General features: G+C 76.3%; 17 protein-coding genes. 9 read left to right on the plus strand and 8 right to left on the minus strand.

Annotation, left to right across the window (positions count from 1 at the left end):
- Window positions 1-85: 85 nt before the first annotated feature.
- Window positions 86-712 (plus strand): hypothetical protein, encoded by a 627-nt coding sequence (locus tag ACI79Z_RS18095; protein WP_456903419.1) that lies wholly within the window; start codon window positions 86-88, stop codon window positions 710-712.
- Here ACI79Z_RS18095 and ACI79Z_RS18100 read toward each other — a convergent pair.
- From ACI79Z_RS18100 to ACI79Z_RS18115, 4 genes are all read right to left on the minus strand, one after another.
- Window positions 709-1,140 (minus strand): VOC family protein, encoded by a 432-nt coding sequence (locus tag ACI79Z_RS18100; RefSeq protein ID WP_387990244.1) that lies wholly within the window; start codon window positions 1,138-1,140, stop codon window positions 709-711. The two genes, ACI79Z_RS18095 and ACI79Z_RS18100, sit on opposite strands and share 4 nt — an antisense overlap.
- 14 nt (window positions 1,141-1,154) lie before the next feature.
- The gene (rsgA, locus tag ACI79Z_RS18105) at window positions 1,155-2,051 is read right to left on the minus strand and encodes a ribosome small subunit-dependent GTPase A (RefSeq protein WP_387990241.1); all 897 of its coding nucleotides are present in this window, start codon (window positions 2,049-2,051) and stop codon (window positions 1,155-1,157) included.
- A gap of 116 nt (window positions 2,052-2,167) precedes the next feature.
- The gene (gene aroA / locus ACI79Z_RS18110; protein WP_387990238.1) at window positions 2,168-3,448 is read right to left on the minus strand and encodes a 3-phosphoshikimate 1-carboxyvinyltransferase; all 1,281 of its coding nucleotides are present in this window, start codon (window positions 3,446-3,448) and stop codon (window positions 2,168-2,170) included.
- Window positions 3,449-3,498: 50 nt separating this feature from the next.
- Window positions 3,499-4,962 carry an NAD-dependent succinate-semialdehyde dehydrogenase gene (locus tag ACI79Z_RS18115; protein ID WP_387990235.1) on the minus strand — a complete coding sequence of 488 codons (1,464 nt, stop codon included), beginning with the start codon at window positions 4,960-4,962 and terminating at the stop codon, window positions 3,499-3,501.
- A gap of 146 nt (window positions 4,963-5,108) precedes the next feature.
- Here ACI79Z_RS18115 and ACI79Z_RS18120 point away from each other — a divergent pair, with 146 nt between their 5' ends.
- Complete coding sequence (locus tag ACI79Z_RS18120) at window positions 5,109-5,855, plus strand: SOS response-associated peptidase (protein WP_456903420.1); 747 nt, start codon at window positions 5,109-5,111, stop codon at window positions 5,853-5,855.
- A 74-nt stretch (window positions 5,856-5,929) separates the two neighbouring features.
- Window positions 5,930-7,426: a fused MFS/spermidine synthase gene (locus ACI79Z_RS18125; RefSeq protein ID WP_387990229.1), complete on the plus strand. Its 1,497-nt coding sequence runs from the start codon at window positions 5,930-5,932 to the stop codon at window positions 7,424-7,426.
- A gap of 80 nt (window positions 7,427-7,506) precedes the next feature.
- Here the strand turns inward: ACI79Z_RS18125 and ybaK are convergent, their stop codons facing one another.
- Complete coding sequence (gene ybaK, locus ACI79Z_RS18130) at window positions 7,507-7,980, minus strand: Cys-tRNA(Pro) deacylase (RefSeq protein WP_456903421.1); 474 nt, start codon at window positions 7,978-7,980, stop codon at window positions 7,507-7,509.
- A 220-nt stretch (window positions 7,981-8,200) separates the two neighbouring features.
- Between ybaK and ACI79Z_RS18135 the strand changes: the two genes are divergently transcribed.
- Together ACI79Z_RS18135 and rsrA are read left to right on the plus strand one after the other, a co-directional pair.
- Window positions 8,201-8,917: a sigma-70 family RNA polymerase sigma factor gene (locus ACI79Z_RS18135; RefSeq protein ID WP_387990223.1), complete on the plus strand. Its 717-nt coding sequence runs from the start codon at window positions 8,201-8,203 to the stop codon at window positions 8,915-8,917.
- A complete protein-coding gene (rsrA, locus tag ACI79Z_RS18140) occupies window positions 8,914-9,252 on the plus strand; it encodes a mycothiol system anti-sigma-R factor (protein WP_387990220.1) in 339 nt (112 codons plus the stop codon). Before ACI79Z_RS18135 ends, rsrA begins: the two co-directional genes overlap by 4 nt.
- A 120-nt stretch (window positions 9,253-9,372) precedes the next feature.
- Here the strand turns inward: rsrA and ACI79Z_RS18145 are convergent, their stop codons facing one another.
- Entirely contained in the window at window positions 9,373-9,447 is a 75-nt protein-coding gene (locus ACI79Z_RS18145; protein ID WP_014377707.1) for a 50S ribosomal protein bL37, read from the minus strand.
- Between the two features lie 166 nt (window positions 9,448-9,613).
- Here ACI79Z_RS18145 and ACI79Z_RS18150 point away from each other — a divergent pair, with 166 nt between their 5' ends.
- Entirely contained in the window at window positions 9,614-10,663 is a 1,050-nt protein-coding gene (locus ACI79Z_RS18150; RefSeq protein WP_387990217.1) for a biotin carboxylase N-terminal domain-containing protein, read from the plus strand.
- A 63-nt stretch (window positions 10,664-10,726) separates the two neighbouring features.
- The gene (locus ACI79Z_RS18155; RefSeq protein WP_387990214.1) at window positions 10,727-10,951 is read left to right on the plus strand and encodes a biotin/lipoyl-binding carrier protein; all 225 of its coding nucleotides are present in this window, start codon (window positions 10,727-10,729) and stop codon (window positions 10,949-10,951) included.
- A gap of 16 nt (window positions 10,952-10,967) precedes the next feature.
- Here the strand turns inward: ACI79Z_RS18155 and ACI79Z_RS18160 are convergent, their stop codons facing one another.
- Window positions 10,968-11,762, minus strand: coding sequence for an esterase/lipase family protein (locus ACI79Z_RS18160; RefSeq protein WP_456903422.1), 795 nt, complete (start codon window positions 11,760-11,762; stop codon window positions 10,968-10,970).
- A gap of 111 nt (window positions 11,763-11,873) precedes the next feature.
- On the opposite strand from ACI79Z_RS18160, the gene ACI79Z_RS18165 reads away from it, so the two are divergent.
- The gene (locus ACI79Z_RS18165; protein ID WP_387990209.1) at window positions 11,874-13,436 is read left to right on the plus strand and encodes a WS/DGAT/MGAT family O-acyltransferase; all 1,563 of its coding nucleotides are present in this window, start codon (window positions 11,874-11,876) and stop codon (window positions 13,434-13,436) included.
- Between the two features lie 6 nt (window positions 13,437-13,442).
- Here ACI79Z_RS18165 and ACI79Z_RS18170 read toward each other — a convergent pair whose 3' ends face one another.
- The gene (locus ACI79Z_RS18170) at window positions 13,443-13,949 is read right to left on the minus strand and encodes a GNAT family N-acetyltransferase (protein ID WP_456903423.1); all 507 of its coding nucleotides are present in this window, start codon (window positions 13,947-13,949) and stop codon (window positions 13,443-13,445) included.
- Window positions 13,950-13,992: 43 nt separating this feature from the next.
- On the opposite strand from ACI79Z_RS18170, the gene ACI79Z_RS18175 reads away from it, so the two are divergent.
- Entirely contained in the window at window positions 13,993-15,492 is a 1,500-nt protein-coding gene (locus ACI79Z_RS18175) for a sensor histidine kinase (protein ID WP_387990204.1), read from the plus strand.
- Window positions 15,493-15,597 lie beyond the last annotated feature (105 nt).

Raw genomic sequence — 15,597 nt, forward strand, 5'->3', positions numbered from 1 at the left:
CGACGCTCGTGCTCTGCACACCCCTGTGGGCAGAGCACGACCGTCCGCGGGACAGGTGCCCCGGCCGGGGACCACACTGCCGGGTGTGCCCGACGCCGACGCCTTCCGCGCGCTCGCCCGGTCCTCCCCGGACCGGTGGACGACGCTGCGGTTCACCGAGCGCCGGCGCCGCGGGTGGACGTGGTCCGAGCCGGTCCGCGCCTGGCTGCGCCGGCCGGACCGGCTCCGGGTCGAGGACGCCGCCGGCCGGCTGCTCGGCGTCGTCCGGGAGGCCGGCGCGGGCGAGGACCCGATGTGGCAGGACTACCGCTGGGTGGCCGAGCTGCGGCCGCGGGAGCTCGCCGACGGCGTCGACCCGGACACCGGGGCGCCCGCCGGGCCGGCGCTGACCGTCGACGGCCTGCGCGAGGTCGAGCACGCCGGCCGCCCGGCCTGGGAGGCGCTGGTCGTGCCCACCGACCGGTACGAGCCGCGCTGCGGCTGCTGCCCGCTGCTGCGCAGCCGCCGGGTCGACGAGCTCGAGTGGGGGAGCGTCCCGGAGGGCGTGGAGTACCCGACCGCGCACCTCGTCCGGCTCGACCTGCGGACCGGCGTGTGCGTGTGGGCGGAGGCGCTGGACGGCACCCACGCGGGCGAGACGCACGACCTGCGCATCGAGGCGGTCGACGAGCCGGTGCCCGACGGGCTGTTCGCGCGTCCCGGACGGGGCTAGCCGAGCCGGACGGTCCCGTCGGCGTCGACCGACCAGCCGGGGTTGTGCCCGATCTCCCAGACGACACCGTTGGGGTCGCGCACCAGCGCGTGGAAGACGCCGCCGAAGGCACCCTCCTCGGGCGGGGTGAGCACGGTGCCGCCCGCGGCGGCCATCCGCTCGCACAGCGCGGCGACGGCGTCGCGGTCGCCGACGTTGTGCGCCAGTGTCAGCCCGGACACCTCCGGCCGGGCGGGCCCGGTGCCGAGGTCCCGGGCGAACTGCGCCGTCTCGAAGAAGGCCAGCACCGTGCCCGGCGCGACCTGGAAGAAGACGATCTCGCCGGGCACGTCGAGCAGCGGCGTCCAGCCGAGTCCCTCGACGTAGAACCGTCGCGCGGCGTCGAGGTCGGCGGTGGCCAGCGTGAGGAAGTGGACCCGCTGCTCCACGGAGGCTCCTCTCCTCAGTGACCGGGGCCGAGCTGGCCCACGGCGTCCAGCAGCCGCCGCACGCTGGCCAGCCGCTCGGCGCGGCCGGGCGGGCCGTCGGCCGCCCAGGCGTCCAGCGCGCAGTCGGGGTCGTCGGCGGAGTGCCCGCACCCGGGCGGGCAGTCGACGGCGGCCTCGGCGAGGTCGTCGAAGGCCGCGACGACGTCGTCGGCGGTGACGTGCGCCAGGCCCAGGGAGCGGATGCCGGGGGTGTCGACGATCGTGCCGCCGCCGGGCAGGTCGAACAGCACCGCCGACGACGACGTGTGCCGCCCCTTGCCGATCTTCGTCACCTCGCCGGTGGCCCGGCCGGCCTCGGGCACCAGCCGGTTCACCAGGGTCGACTTGCCCACGCCCGACTGGCCCACGAACACGCTGGTGCGCCCCTCCAGCCGCTCGAGCAGCGGGTCCAGCGGCGTCTCCCTGGACACCGCCACCGCGCCGACGTCCAGCCCGGCGTACCGGTCCAGCAGCGCCTGCGGGCTGGCCAGGTCGGTCTTGGTCAGGCAGAACAGCGGCTCCAGCCCGCCGGCGTAGGCGGCCACCAGGCAGCGGTCGAGGAACCCCAGCGCCGGGTCGGGGTCGGTCACCGACGTGACGACGACGAGCTGCTCGGCGTTGGCCACCACGACCCGCTCGGTGGGGTCGGTGTCGTCGGCGGTGCGCCGCAGCGACGTCGTCCGCTCCTCGATGACGACGATCCGGGCGAGGGCGTCGGGCCGGCCGCTGGTGTCGCCGACCAGCCGCACCCGGTCCCCGACGACGACGCCGTGCCGCCCCAGCTCCCGGGCGCGCATCGCGGTCACCTCGAGCGGGGCGCCGTCGGGACCGGGGATCCGGACGGTCATCCGGCCGCGGTCGACCGCGATCACCAGGCCGGGGACGGCGTCGGCGTGCGCCGGCCGGGTGCGGGTGCGCGGGCGGGAGCCGCGCCGGTTGGGCCGGACCCGGACGTCGTCCTCGTCCGAGCGGCTGTCGTGGCGGCGGCTCAGGAGGCCACCCCCGCGGTCGCGGCGAGCATGCCCGCCCAGCGCTCGCGGAAGTCCGGCAGCGTCTTGGTGACCGCCTCGGGCCCGGAGACCCGCACGCCGTCGACGGCCAGGCCGAGGACGGCGGCGGCGTGCACCATGCGGTGGTCGGCGTAGGAGTCCAGCAGCGCCGCCCGGAGCGGGCCCGGCTCGACCTCCAGGCCGTCGGGCAGCTGGCGCACGCGGGCGCCGACGGCGGTGAGCACCTCGTCGAGGGCCTGGATGCGGTCGGTCTCGTGGCCGCGCAGGTGGGCGATGCCGGTCAGGCGGGAGGGCCCGTCGGCCAGCGCGCACAGCGCGGCGAGCACCGGGGTCAGCTCGCCGACGTCGCCCAGGTCGGCGACCAGCGGGGCGATGCGGCCGGTGCCGGTGACCCGCAGGCCGTCCGGCGTCCGCTCGACCTCGGCGCCCATCGCGCCCAGCAGCGCGTCCAGCTGCGCGCCGGGCTGGGTGGTGGCCGCCGGCCAGTCGGGCACGGTGACCCGCCCGCCGGTGACCAGCGCCGCGGCGAGGAAGGGCGCGGCGTTGGACAGGTCGGGCTCGACGACGCGGTCCAGCGCCGCGAGCGGGCCGGGGGCGACCCGCCAGCCGCGGTCGGTGGCGACGACGTCGGCGCCGTGCTCGCGCAGCGCGGCGACGGTCATCTCCACGTGCGGCATCGACGGCACCCCGCCGGCCAGGGCGAGGTCGATCCCGTCGGTGAACCGGGCGGCGGCCAGCAGCAGCCCCGAGACGATCTGCGAGGACTCGCTCGCGTCGACGGTCACCGCCCCGCCGCGGACCGCGCCGGTGCCGTGCACGGTGAACGGCGCCCGGCCGCGGCCGCCGTCGTCGACCTCGACGCCGAGGTCGCGGAGCGCGGCGATCAGCCCGGCGTTCGGGCGCTCGCGCAGCCGCGGGTCGCCGTCGAGCCGGACCGGGCCGTCGGCGAGGGCGGCCACCGGCGGCAGGAAGCGCAGCACGGTGCCGGCCAGCCCGGCGTCGACCTCCGCCGGGCCGCGCAGCCGCGCGGGGGTGACCAGCCAGTCGGCGCCGTCCTCGGCGATCCCGACGCCGAGCGCGCGCAGGCCGGCGGCCATGAGGTCGGTGTCGCGGGCCCGCAGCGGGCGCACGACGCGGCTCGGGCCGTCGGCGAGCGCCGCGAGGACCAGCGCCCGCGCGGTGATCGACTTGGACCCGGGCAGCGGGACGACCGCGTCCACGGGGGTCGGGCGGTGCGGCGTCGTCCAGACCTGGCTCACGGGGGACCATCCTGCCCGGTCCGGACGACGCCGCTCACGCTCGGCCCGCCCTAGCCGGCCTGCGGCTTCTCGGCCTTCTTGGCCGGCACGGTGCGCAGGAGCCGCCGGTTGGCGAACTCGAACATCGCCAGCTCGGAGAGCTCGCGGCCGTAGCCCGACCGCTTGATCCCGCCGAAGGGCAGCTCGGGGGAGGAGCCGGTGGGCTGGTTGATCCAGACCATCCCGGCCTCGATCCGCTCGGCCACCGCCCGCGCGCGGTCGAGGTCGCTGCTCATCACGGTCGCGCCGAGCCCGTAGACGCTGTCGTTGGCGAGGGCGACGGCCTCGTCGGCGTCCTTGACCCTGTAGACGACGGCGGCTGGCCCGAAGAGCTCCTCGTGGTACGCGCGCATCTCGGGCGTCACGTCGGTCAGCAGGGTCGGCTCGACGAACGCGCCCGGCAGGTCGGGGCGGCCACCACCGGCGAGCACGGTGGCGCCCTTGTCGACGGCGTCCTGGATCTGGGCGTGCAGGTCCTTCGCGGCCTGCTCCGACGACAGCGGCGCCAGCGTCGTGTCCGGGTCCGCCGGGTCGCCGGGGGAGAAGGTGGAGAACGCCTGCCGCAGGCCGGCGACGAACGGCTCGTAGGCGTCCTCGGTGACGATCAGCCGCTTGGCGGCGATGCACGCCTGGCCGGTGTTCTGCATCCGGCCGGTGGTCGCGGCCTTGACCGTGGCGCCGACGTTCTCGGCGTCCAGGACGATGAACGGGTCGCTCCCGCCGAGCTCGAGCACCGACTTCTTCAGGTGCTTGCCGGCCAGGGCGCCCACCGCGCTGCCGGCGCGCTCGCTGCCGGTCAGGGTCACGCCCGCGATGCGCGGGTCGGCGATGACCTGCTCGACGTCGGCGATGCGCAGGAAGGTGTTGGTGAAGACGCCCTCGGGGGCGCCGGCGTCGGTGAACAGCTGCTCGATGGCCTGCGCGCACTGCGGGACGATCTCGGCGTGCTTGAGGATCACGGTGTTCCCGAGCACGAGGTTCGGGCCGGCCACGCGGACGACCTGGTAGTAGGGGTAGTTCCACGGCTCGATGGCCAGCAGCGCGCCCACCGGCTGCGTCTCGACGACGGCCTCGCCCTTGCCCAGCAGCGGCTGGATCGGGGTGGGCTGCAGGAAGGCCGGGCCGTTGTCGGCGTAGTAGTTGAGGATCATCGAGCACAGGAACAGCTCGCCGGCGGCCTCCTCGCGGCGCTTGCCCATCTCCTTCGTGGCGAGCGCGGCCAGCTCGTCGCGGCGCTCGTCCATCAGCTCCGCCGCGCGGCGGACGACACCGGCGCGCTCCTCGACCGTGCGCTGCCGCCACTCCTGGTAGGCGGCGTGCGCGGTCCCGATGATCCCGTCGATGGCCTCGGTGGGCGTGAAGTCGAACTCCTTCTCGGTCTCCCCGGTGAAGGGGTCGACCGTCGCGTAGCGCCGCTCGGCGGACTCGCTCGCGGTCTTCGGCTGCTGCTGCGGGGGGTTCTGGGTCGCGGTCACGCGCGTGATCCTCGTCTCTGCTCGCCGGGGTCTGCACCCCGGGCCTACCCGGGGTCCGGCGGGGCACTCCCGCTGTCCCCGGTCCCGCCTAGAGTCGGTCCCGCGGGCCCGTCCCGGGCCGGCCCGACAGCCGGGGAGGACCAGCCATGTGCGGTCGCTACGCCGCCACCCGCCGTCCCGAGGACCTCGTCGTCGAGTTCGAGGCAGTCCCCGCGGAGGGGCAGGAGCCGCTGCGGGCCGACTACAACGTCGCGCCGACCAAGGACGTCTACGTGGTCCGCACCAAGCGCGAGCGCGACCCGGAGGGCAGCCCCACCGGCGCCGGGCACCGCGAGCTGCGCTCCGTCCGCTGGGGCCTGGTGCCCTCCTGGGCCAAGGACGTCTCGGTCGGCAACCGGCTGCTCAACGCCCGCGTCGAGTCGCTCACCGAGAAGCCGGCCTTCCGCTCGGCCGCCCGCTCCCGCCGGTGCCTGGTCCCGGCCGACGGCTGGTACGAGTGGCAGAGGAAGCTCGACTCGCCCGGCAAGCAGCCGTTCTTCATCACCCCCGCCGACGGGTCGGTGCTGGCCATGGCCGGGCTCTACGAGGTGTGGGGCAAGGGCGAGGACCGGCTCTACACCTGCACGGTGGTCACCGCGCCCGCCGTCGGCGCGCTCGCCGAGATCCACGACCGGATGCCGCTGGTGCTGCCGCGCGAGCGCTGGGCCGACTGGCTCGACCCGGCCCGCGACGACGTCGAGGCGCTGGTGGAGCCGACCCCGCCGTCGCTGGTCGAGGGGCTGGAGCTGCGCCCGGTGAGCCCCGCGGTGAACAACGTCCGCAACAACGGCGCCGAACTGGTCGCCCGCGTCGAGGGCACCAGCGCCCCGGCCGACCAGCCCGCGCTCTTCTGAGGAGCCGTCCCCTGAGCGAGCGCGCGTCCGCCGTCGTCCCGTCCGACCCGCCCGCCGAGACGCCCACCGGGCCCGTGCTGCCCGGCTGGGTGGCCGCCGGGGTCACCTTCCTCGCCTCCGGCGCGGTGCTGGTGCTGGAGATCGTCGGGCTGCGGCTGATCGCCCCCTACGTGGGCATCACGCTGCAGACCAACACCGCGGTCATCGGCTTCGCGCTGGCCGCGATCGCGGTCGGCGCCTGGGCCGGGGGCGCCACCGCCGACCGCCGCGACCCGCGCGGGCTGATCGCGCCGCTGCTGGTCGCCGGCGGGGCGCTGGTGATCGCCGTCCTGCCGCTGGTGCGCTTCACCGGGTCGTTCCTCACCGGTCCCGACGCCGGGGCCGTGCTGCTGCTGGCCGCCGTCGCCATCGTGGTGCCCGCGACGCTGTTGTCGGCGGTGCCGCCGATGGTGGTGAAGCTGCAGCTGGCCAGCCTGGCCGAGACCGGGTCGGTGGTCGGGAAGCTGTCGGGCATCGGCACGCTCGGCGGGATCGCGGCCACCTTCGCCACCGGCTTCGTGCTCGTCGCGGTCTTCCCCAGCAGCGGCATCCTCGTCGGCACCGGGCTCGTGACCGTCGTCGCCGGCGTCGCCGTGTTCCTGCTGCTCCGGCGCCGGTCGCCGGGTGGGGCGGGGCGCGTGCCGACGGCGCTGCTGCTGCTCGCCGTCGCCGGGTCGCTGCTGGCGGCGGTCGCGCCGACGCCGTGCGAGGAGGAGACCTCCTACCACTGCGCCCGCGTGGTGGCCGACCCCGAGCGGGAGACCGGCCGGGTGCTGGTGCTGGACACGCTGCGGCACAGCTACGTCGACCTCGCCGACCCGACGTACCTGGAGTTCCAGTACGTCCGGGCGATCGCCGCGGTCACCGACGTCCTGGCCCCCGCGGGGCAGCCGCTGTCGGCGCTGCACCTCGGCGGCGGCGGCGCGACGGTGCCGCGCTACCTCGCCGAGGTGCGTCCCGGCACCGAGAGCCTGGTGCTCGAGGTCGACCCCGGCGTCGTCGCGATCGACCGTGAGCAGCTGGGCCTGGAGACCTCGCAGCAGCTGCGGGTGCGGGTCGGCGACGCCCGCGTGGGGCTGGCCGCCGAGCCCGCCGGCACCCGCGACCTCGTCGTCGGCGACGCCTTCGGCGGCCTGTCGGTGCCGTGGCAGCTGACCACCGTGGAGGCGCTGGAGCTGGTCGAGCGGGCGCTCACCGACGACGGCGTGTACGTCGCCAACCTCATCGACCACCCGCCGCTGGGCTTCGTCCGCGCGGAGCTGGCCACGATGCGCGCGGTGTGGCCGCACGTGCTGCTGCTCGCCCGCGCCCCGGTGCTGGCCGGAGAGGACGGCGGCAACGTCGTCGCGGTCGCCTCGCACCGGCCGCTGGACGAGGCCGCGCTGGCGGGGGCGCTGCTGGCGCAGGACTCCGCCTGGCAGGTCGCCTCGGACGGGGAGGTGGCCGCCCTCGCGGGCGACGCGCAGGTGCTCACCGACGACGCCGCGCCGGTCGACCAGCTGCTCACCCCCTACGGCGCCCCCGGCTCGTAGTCGGTGAGTTCTCCGCGATCACGGCGCCGCGACCACTCCGCGGGGCCGGATCGTGGTCACGGCGCCGTGATCGCGGGACCTCAGCGGCCGATCGGGGCGGTGCGGGCGCGGGTCAGGCGGACCAGGTCGACCGGCGGCAGCTCCACCTGCAGCCCGCGCCGGCCGGCGCTGACCATCACCGTCGCGAAGCCCAGCGCCGAGTCGTCGACGACGGTGGGCAGCGCCTTGCGCTGGCCGAGCGGGCTGATCCCGCCGAGGACGTAGCCGGTGGTGCGCTCGGCGTCGGCCGGGTCGGCCATCGCCGCCTTGCGCCCGCCCGCCGCGGCGGCCAGTGCCTTGAGGTCGAGGGTGCCGCTCACCGGGACGACGGCGACGGTGAGCGTGCCGTCGACGCGGGTGACCAGCGTCTTGAACACCTGGCGCGGGTCGGCGCCGAGGGCGGCCACCGCGGCCTCGCCGTGGCCCTGGTCGCCGGGGTGCTCGGGGTCGTAGGGGTGCAGGGTGTGCGCCACCCCGGCCTTCTCCAGGGCCCGCACCGCGGGGGTCGCCGCCACGGCGGGGGACTGTATCCAGCGGTCGCGCGGACCGCCGCCGACTTCCCGCGGCCGGGGAATGAGCCTCCCGGCGGGCGCCGTTGCAGGGACCGTGAGCAGCACCGTCTCCAGCGCCCGCACGCGGGCTCCGCGCCGGCGGCCCCCGGGCCGGCCCGACGCCGCGCGACTAGGATCGACCGACGTGGCAGCCCGCCTCCGGGCGCCGCAGAGAGGACGGTCGGTGCCTGAGGAGACCCCGGGCGGGAACCCCGCCGTCGAGCCGGTCGAGACCCCGCGCGAGCAGGTGGTCGGGGCTCCGGTGGAGGTGCCCGAGGCCCGCGAGGGGGGCAGCCGCACCGAGGTCGCCGAGACCCGCGCGGAGCGCGACGCCCGCTTCGAGCGGGACGCGCTGCCCTACCTCGACCAGCTCTACCCGGCGGCGCTGCGGATGACCCGCAACCCCGCCGACGCCGAGGACCTGGTCCAGGAGACGTTCGTCAAGGCCTACTCCGCGTTCCACCAGTTCGCCGAGGGCACGAACCTCAAGGCCTGGCTGTACCGGATCCTGACCAACACCTACATCAACAGCTACCGCAAGAAGCAGCGGCAGCCGCAGCAGTACCCCACCGACCAGGTGCAGGACTGGCAGCTGTACGCCGCCGAGGAGCACAGCTCCAGCGGGCTGCGCTCGGCCGAGATCGAGGCGCTGGACCACCTGCCGGACTCCGACATCAAGGAGGCCCTGCAGCAGCTGCCCGAGGACTTCCGGCTGGCGGTGTACCTCGCCGACGTCGAGGGCTTCGCCTACAAGGAGATCGCCGAGATCATGGGCACGCCCATCGGCACGGTGATGTCCCGGTTGCACCGTGGCCGGCGGGGCCTGCAGAAGCTGCTGGCCGACTACGCCCGTGAGCGCGGGTTCGTCCGCGCCGGAGCCGGTGAGGAGGGGCGGTCGTGAGCACCGAGCAGGAGCGTCCGGTCGAGATCACCTCGTGCGACGACGTCCTGTCGCACGTCTTCGAGTTCCTCGACCGCGAGACCGACGACGCCCGCCGCGCCGTCATCGCCGAGCACCTCGAGGACTGCTCTCCGTGTCTGCGGCAGTTCGGCATCGAGCAGGAGTTCAAGGCGCTGGTCCGCCGCCGCTGCGGCGGTGACCCGACGCCGTCGGGCCTGCGTGATCGGATCAAGATGCAGCTGACCACCGTCTCCTTCGAGGAGGGCGGCACGCAGATCAGCGTGGAGAGGGTCCGCACCGAGGTCGTCCGGACCGACTGGTCCGAGCAGGACTGACACCCGTACCGACGACCCCGTACCGACGACCCCGTACCGACGACCCCGTACCGACGACGACGCCCCGCCCCGGTCCTCCGGGTGCGGGGCGTCGTCGTGTCCGGCCCGTCAGGGCCGTCCTCAGGCGTTGGGGCGCTTGCCGTGGTTGGCCTTGTTCCCCTTGCGGGAGCGCCGCTTGCGTCCACGCTTGGACATCGCTGCCCTCCTCTCGTCGTCGTGGTCCGGAGTGTCCGAGGTCGTACCCAGGGTCCCACAGCGGGTGAGGAGGCCCCCGCCCGGTGGCGTGGGTGTCGGCGGTGCGGGGCACGATGGCAGGGAGACCGGGCGGACGGCCCGGCGCGGGGACGGGAGGCCGGAGAGCGTGGCCCAGCACGGGATCGAGAGCGTGCTCGTGGCGGGGCGGGGACCCGCGGCGTGCGCGGTCATCGCGGCCTGCTCCCGGCTCGACGTGAAGTCGGTGGCCGTCTACTCCGAGGCCGAGCGCTCGGCCCGGCACGTGCGCCTGGCCGACGACGCGGTGCTGCTCGGCCCGGCGCCCGCGGCGGAGTCCTACCTCGCCGTCGACCGGATCGTGGAGGCCGCCCGCCGCAGCGGCGCCCGCGCCGTGCTGCCCGTGCCGCCGGCGCTGGCCGGCAACGCCGCGCTGGCCGGGGAGGTCGCCGCCGCGGGGCTCACCTGGGTCGGCCCGCCCGCCGAGGTGCTCGAGCGGCTCGGCGGCGACGGCGTGGAGCCGGCCAGCGAGCACGGCCTGCTCGCCGTCGTCACCGAGGACGGGCTGCGCTTCCCGACGGCGGTCGCCCGCGACCGGGCGGCGGGCATCGCCCGGGTGTCCTGGACGCCCGACCCCACCGGCGACGTGCCGCCCGGCGCCAAGCGGCTGGCCGAGGTCGGCTGGCGCGGGCTGGTCACCGTCGGCGTCGCCGAGGACGGCGAGCTGGGGGAGGTCGCGGCCGGCTTCTCGCTCGACATGGCCGTGCTCGAGCGGGCGCACCGGGTGGACGCGGTCGACCTCGCGCTGGCCGCGGCGGTGGGCCGCCGCGCGCCGCGCCGCCGCAGCCCCGACGAGCACCCACCGCGGGCCGCGGTCGCCGTCCAGCTGCGCTCGACGCTGCCGCCGGGTCGGGCCGGCCGGGTGACCGGCACCCTGCCCTCGGCGGGCCGGCTGCGCGGCACGGCCGGGCGGACGGAGGTGGTCGCGGTCAGCGGCTACGACCCGGGCGACCGGCTCGACGGCTGGTACGACGCTCTGCTGGCCACCGTGAGCGCCGGGGCGCCCGACACCGCCACCGCCGCGCGGGCGGCCGCCGCCGCGCTGTCCGGGCTGCCCGAGACCGGCGTCCCGCACGACGGCGAGGAGGTCTGCGCGGTGCTGCACCGGCTGGCCGAGGGGGACCTCGCGCCCGGCTCGTGAGCGACGGCCGGGTCCCGGGGGCCCGTGCTTGGATGGGGGCTCCGCTCAGCGAGGAGGTGCCGCGTGGCAGTCGAGGAGATCCACGCCGAGATGGTCTCCAGCGTCTGGAAGGTGCTGGTGAGCCCGGGCAGCGAGGTCTCCGCGGGGGACACCCTGGTGATCCTCGAGTCGATGAAGATGGAGATCCCCGTGCTCACCGAGCGCGCCGGCGTCGTGCAGGAGCTGCACGTCGTCGAGGGCGAGGTGCTGCAGGAGGGCGACCTCATCGCCACCGTCGCCGACGCCTGACCGCCGTCCGGCGGGCTCAGGTCGCCCGGTGGGCCAGCTCGCCCAGGCGGTCCCCGAGCAGCCGGTACACCCCCGGGTGCACGCTCATGCCGACGTGGCTGGAGTCGACCTCGACGTTCTCGGCGTCGGGGTCCAGGCAGGCGTGCCAGTCGACGACCCAGTCGCTGCGCGAGTAGACCGAGAGGTACGGCACCCCGGCGGGGAAGGGGCGGGCCAGGTCCTCGGCCAGCTCCCCGGCGCACCCGCCGTCCAGGCAGTCGTCGCGGAAGAGCCCGGGCATCCCCGCGCTGCCCAGCGCGGCGACCAGCCGCACCTGCGCGGCCACCAACGGGTTGATCGCCATGTGGTCGACGTTCGGGCTGCCGAGCGTGGCGATCCCGGCGACCCGGTCGGGCCGGCGCATCGCCACGAGCTTGGCGAACAGCCCGCCCCGGCTCTGGCCGACGACCGCCGCCGGCCGGCCCGTCCGGTCGGTGAACTCGACCAGGCGGCGCTCCAGGCGCTCCACCGCCAGGCGGGTGCAGTCCACGTTGACCCGGATCTGCGAGGTGCACGTCCGGTAGCCCCGGGCGCGCAGCCAGCGCTCCAGCACCGACAGCGACGGGTCCCCGGCGAGGAAGCCGGGCACCAGCAGGACCGGCAGGCCGCCGCCGGGCGGGACGCCGTGCCCCCGCCACACCGGGGAGCGGGCCAGTGCCGCCGCCTCGCGCCACGGCCGCTGCGCGGCGAGCAGCGCCGCCACCGGGGACGCCCCGATCCACGGGGGAGCCTCCCGGTCCGGTGTCCGGGAGGGGTGCGCCGTCGTCTGCATGTCGGGTCCTCGCTCCTCGACGGTCCGGTGCAGGAGAGTGTGACCCCTGACACACTGATCCACACGGCCGGGGCGCGGCACCCCGCCGTCCCCCCGAGGAGGCCAGCGGACGTGAAGCAGCTGTCGGGCCTGGACGCGACGTTCCTGCACCTCGAGACGTCCGCGCAGTTCGGGCACGTCTCGAGCCTGTCCATCTACTCCCGCCCGGACGACCCCGACTACCGGCCCTACGACGCGTGGCGGGCGCAGTTGGAGCAGCGGCTGCACCTGCTCGAGCCGCTGCGCCGGCGCCTGGTCGAGGTGCCCCTGGGCCTGGACCACCCGTACTGGATCGCCGACCCGGCCTTCGACCTGGACTTCCACGTCCGGCACACGGCCGTCCCGCCGCCCGGCAGCGACGACCAGCTCGCCGCGCTGGCCGCGCGCCTGGTCTCCCGGCCCCTGGACCGGCGCAAGCCGCTGTGGCTGTCCTACGTCATCGAGGGCCTGGCCGACCGCCGCTTCGCCGTCCTGACGATCGTCCACCACGCCACCATCGACGGGGCCTCGGGCGTGGAGCTGATGACGCTGATGCTCGACGACACCCCCGAGGGCAGCCGGACGCCGCCCGAGGCCGGACCGTGGACGCCGGAGCGGCCGCCCGGGGACCTCGAGATGCTCGCGCGCGGGGCGCTCGGCCTCGCCCGCAAGCCGGCGCGCGGGGTGCTGCTCGCCGCGTGGAGCGCCCGCGAGATCGGCCGGGCCACGCGCAACCCGGTGCTGGTCCGCGCGGCGAACGACGTCCGCCGCAGCCTGCGCGGGCCGCTGGGCACCGTGCTCAACCTCGGCCGGCACCGCCCCGAGGAACCCGACCAGCCGCCGCCGGTGCCCAGCGTCCGGCCGCCGCGCACGCCGTTCAACGGGCCCATCACCCCGCACCGGAAGCTCGCCATCCGGTCGACGTCGCTCGACGTCGTCAAGCAGGTCAAGACCGCGCTGGGCGCCACCGTCAACGACGTCGTCATGGCCGCCTGCGCCGGTGGCCTGCGCACCTGGCTGGACCGGCGCGGGGCGCTGCCGTCGGACCCGCTGGTGGCGCTGGTGCCCGTCTCCGTGCGGACGGGGGAGGAGACCGACCGCTGGACCAACCGGGTGTCGATGCTCTCGGCCGTCCTGCCGACCGACGAGCCCGACCCCGTCCGCCGGGTCCGGCGCGTGCACGAGGCGATGAGCAGCAGCAAGGAGATCTTCTCCGCGCTGCCCGCCGAGCGGCTCACCGACTTCGCCGAGTTCCCGCCGCCGGCGGTCTTCGCGCGGGCGATGCGGCTCAGCGCCCGGCTGCGGCTGGGCTCCCGCCTGAGCCCGGGCAACCTCGTCATCTCCAACGTGCCGGGTCCGCGCACGCCGCTCTACGCCGCGGGCGCGCGGCTGGAGCACTACTTCCCGGTCTCGACGATCGTCGAGGGGCAGGGCCTCAACATCACGGTGCAGAGCTACCTCGACCGCCTGGACTGGGGCCTGGTGTCGTGCGCCGAGCTGCTCCCGGACGTCGACGTGCTGCTCCGCGACATCCTCGACGACCTGGACGCCCTCGCCGCCGCGGCCGGCGTGCAGGTGCCCGCGCCGGAGGCGGCCGCGCCCGCACCGCGCCGTCCCGCCCGGTCCCGCAGCGGCCCGGCCCGCGCCCGGCGCTGAAGCCGGTCAGAGGTCGCGGGCGTAGACCAGCAGGTCGATGCCGGGTCGCGGCGCCCAGTCCCGCTCGGGCAGCCGGGTGAAGCCGAGCCGGGCGTAGAGCCGGTGCGCGGCGGCCATCACCGGGTCGGTCGAGAGCAGCATCCGCCGCTTGCCGGCCGCGCGGGCCCGGCGCAGGCACTCGGTGACCAGCAGCTCCCCGACGCCGCGGCCGCGCGCCTCCGGGGCGACGACGAGCATCCGGAACGCCGCCTCCTGCGGCGACTCGGTGATCTCCCCGAAGTCGCCGTCGAGGACCAGCGCCACCGCGCCGACGACCCGGTCCCCGTCACGGGCGACCACCAGCTGCGACCGGGAGGCGCGGCCCGTGACGTCGGCCAGCTGCGGCAGGTACTCGTCGGAGGCCAGCCGCTCGTCCCGGTAGACGCCGACGGTCAGCGCCGCGATGGCCGGCCAGTCGGCGGGGACGGCGTCGTCGACGGTCACGGGCGGGGGGACGAGGGACGGTGCGGCCACGGGTGCCCAGCCTAGGCGGGCGCCCGACCTACCCTCGGGACCGATGAGCACCCTCTCCGAGCGCCTGCACCGCGGCGCGGCGACCGCCCCGTCGCAGGTCGACCACGCCCGCCGCCTGGTGGCCGACTGGCAGCTGCTGGCCGACCTGGCCTTCGCCGACCTCACCCTGTGGGTGCCGCTGCGCACCGGCGCGTGGTGGTGCGTGGCCCAGGTGCGCCCGCTCACCGCGCCGACCAGCCAGCCCGAGGACCTGGTCGGCAGCGAGGCCGACGGCCCCGACGCCGACCCGTTCCGGCTGGCGCACCGCGAGGGCCGGCCGGTGACCGAGGGGGAGCCGGACTGGTCCGGCGCCAGCCCGCGGCGGCGCGAGGTCATCCCGGTGCGGCACGACGGCGTCGTCGTCGCGGTGCTGGCCAAGGACACCAACCTCGCGGTGACCCGGTCGCCGTCGACGCTGGAGCTGACCTACCTCGACATCGCCGCCGACCTCTGCCTCATGGTCTCGGCCGGCACCTTCCCGCCGGAGAAGCTGCTCGACGCCGAGATGAGCCCGCGGGTGGGGGACGGGCTGGTCCGCCTGGACGCGGCCGGCCGCGCCGTCTACGCCAGCCCCAACGCCCTGTCGGCCTACCGGCGGCTCGGGGTGACCGGCGACCTGTTCGGCACGGACCTGGCGAAGGTGACGCGGGCGGCGTCGTCGGACCGGGTGGCGGGGGAGGCGGTGGCGGCCACCATCGCCGCCGCCGTGGCCGGGCGGTTCCCCGACCCGACCGACGTCGTGGGGCGGTCGGCGACGCTGCTGGTGCGCGCGCTGCCGCTGCAGGCGCCGGGCGCCGAGGAGGGCGCGCTGGTGCTGGTCCGGGACGTCACCGACCTGCGCGACCGCGACCGGGCGCTGCTGACCAAGGACGCGACGATCCGCGAGATCCACCACCGCGTGAAGAACAACCTGCAGACGGTCGCCGCGCTGCTGCGGCTGCAGGCCCGGCGGATGACCGAGCCGGCCGCGCGGGCGGCGCTGGAGGAGTCGGTGCGGCGGGTGGCCTCGATCGCCGTCGTCCATGAGACGCTCGCGGGCAGCCGGGAGGACGTGGTCGACGTCGACGACGTGCTCGACCAGGTGCTGCCGATGCTCGGCGACCTCACCTCGATCGGCCCGGCGGCGCGCACCCGGCGGGTGGGCGCCTTCGGCGAGCTGCCCGCGGCCACCGCGACGCCGCTGGTCATGGCGGTCACCGAGCTGCTGCACAACGCCGCCGAGCACGCCTTCCCGGCCGACGGTCAGCCCGGCTCGATCGAGCTGGTGGCCGAGCGCGACGGCGACGACCTGGTGGTGCGCGTCCGCGACGACGGCCAGGGGCTGCCGGAGGGGTTCGACCCGGCGGGGAGCGACGGCCTGGGCCTGCAGATCGTGCGGACGCTGGTGAGCAGCGAGCTCGGCGGGTCGCTGCTCATGCGGACGCCGGAGGAGCCGCCGGGTCCCGGCCGGCCGGGCACCGAGGTGGTCCTCGAGCTGCCCGGGGCGGGGCACCCCCGCCGTTAGGCGGGGCACCCCGCCGTCAGGGAGTGCCCGTCGCGGTGTCGGCCGGCAGGCAGACGTCGTCGCCGGAACGGCGCGAGGCCGGTCCCCGCCCGGGGGACCGGCCTC

The organism is Geodermatophilus sp. SYSU D00663 (assembly GCF_054050655.1).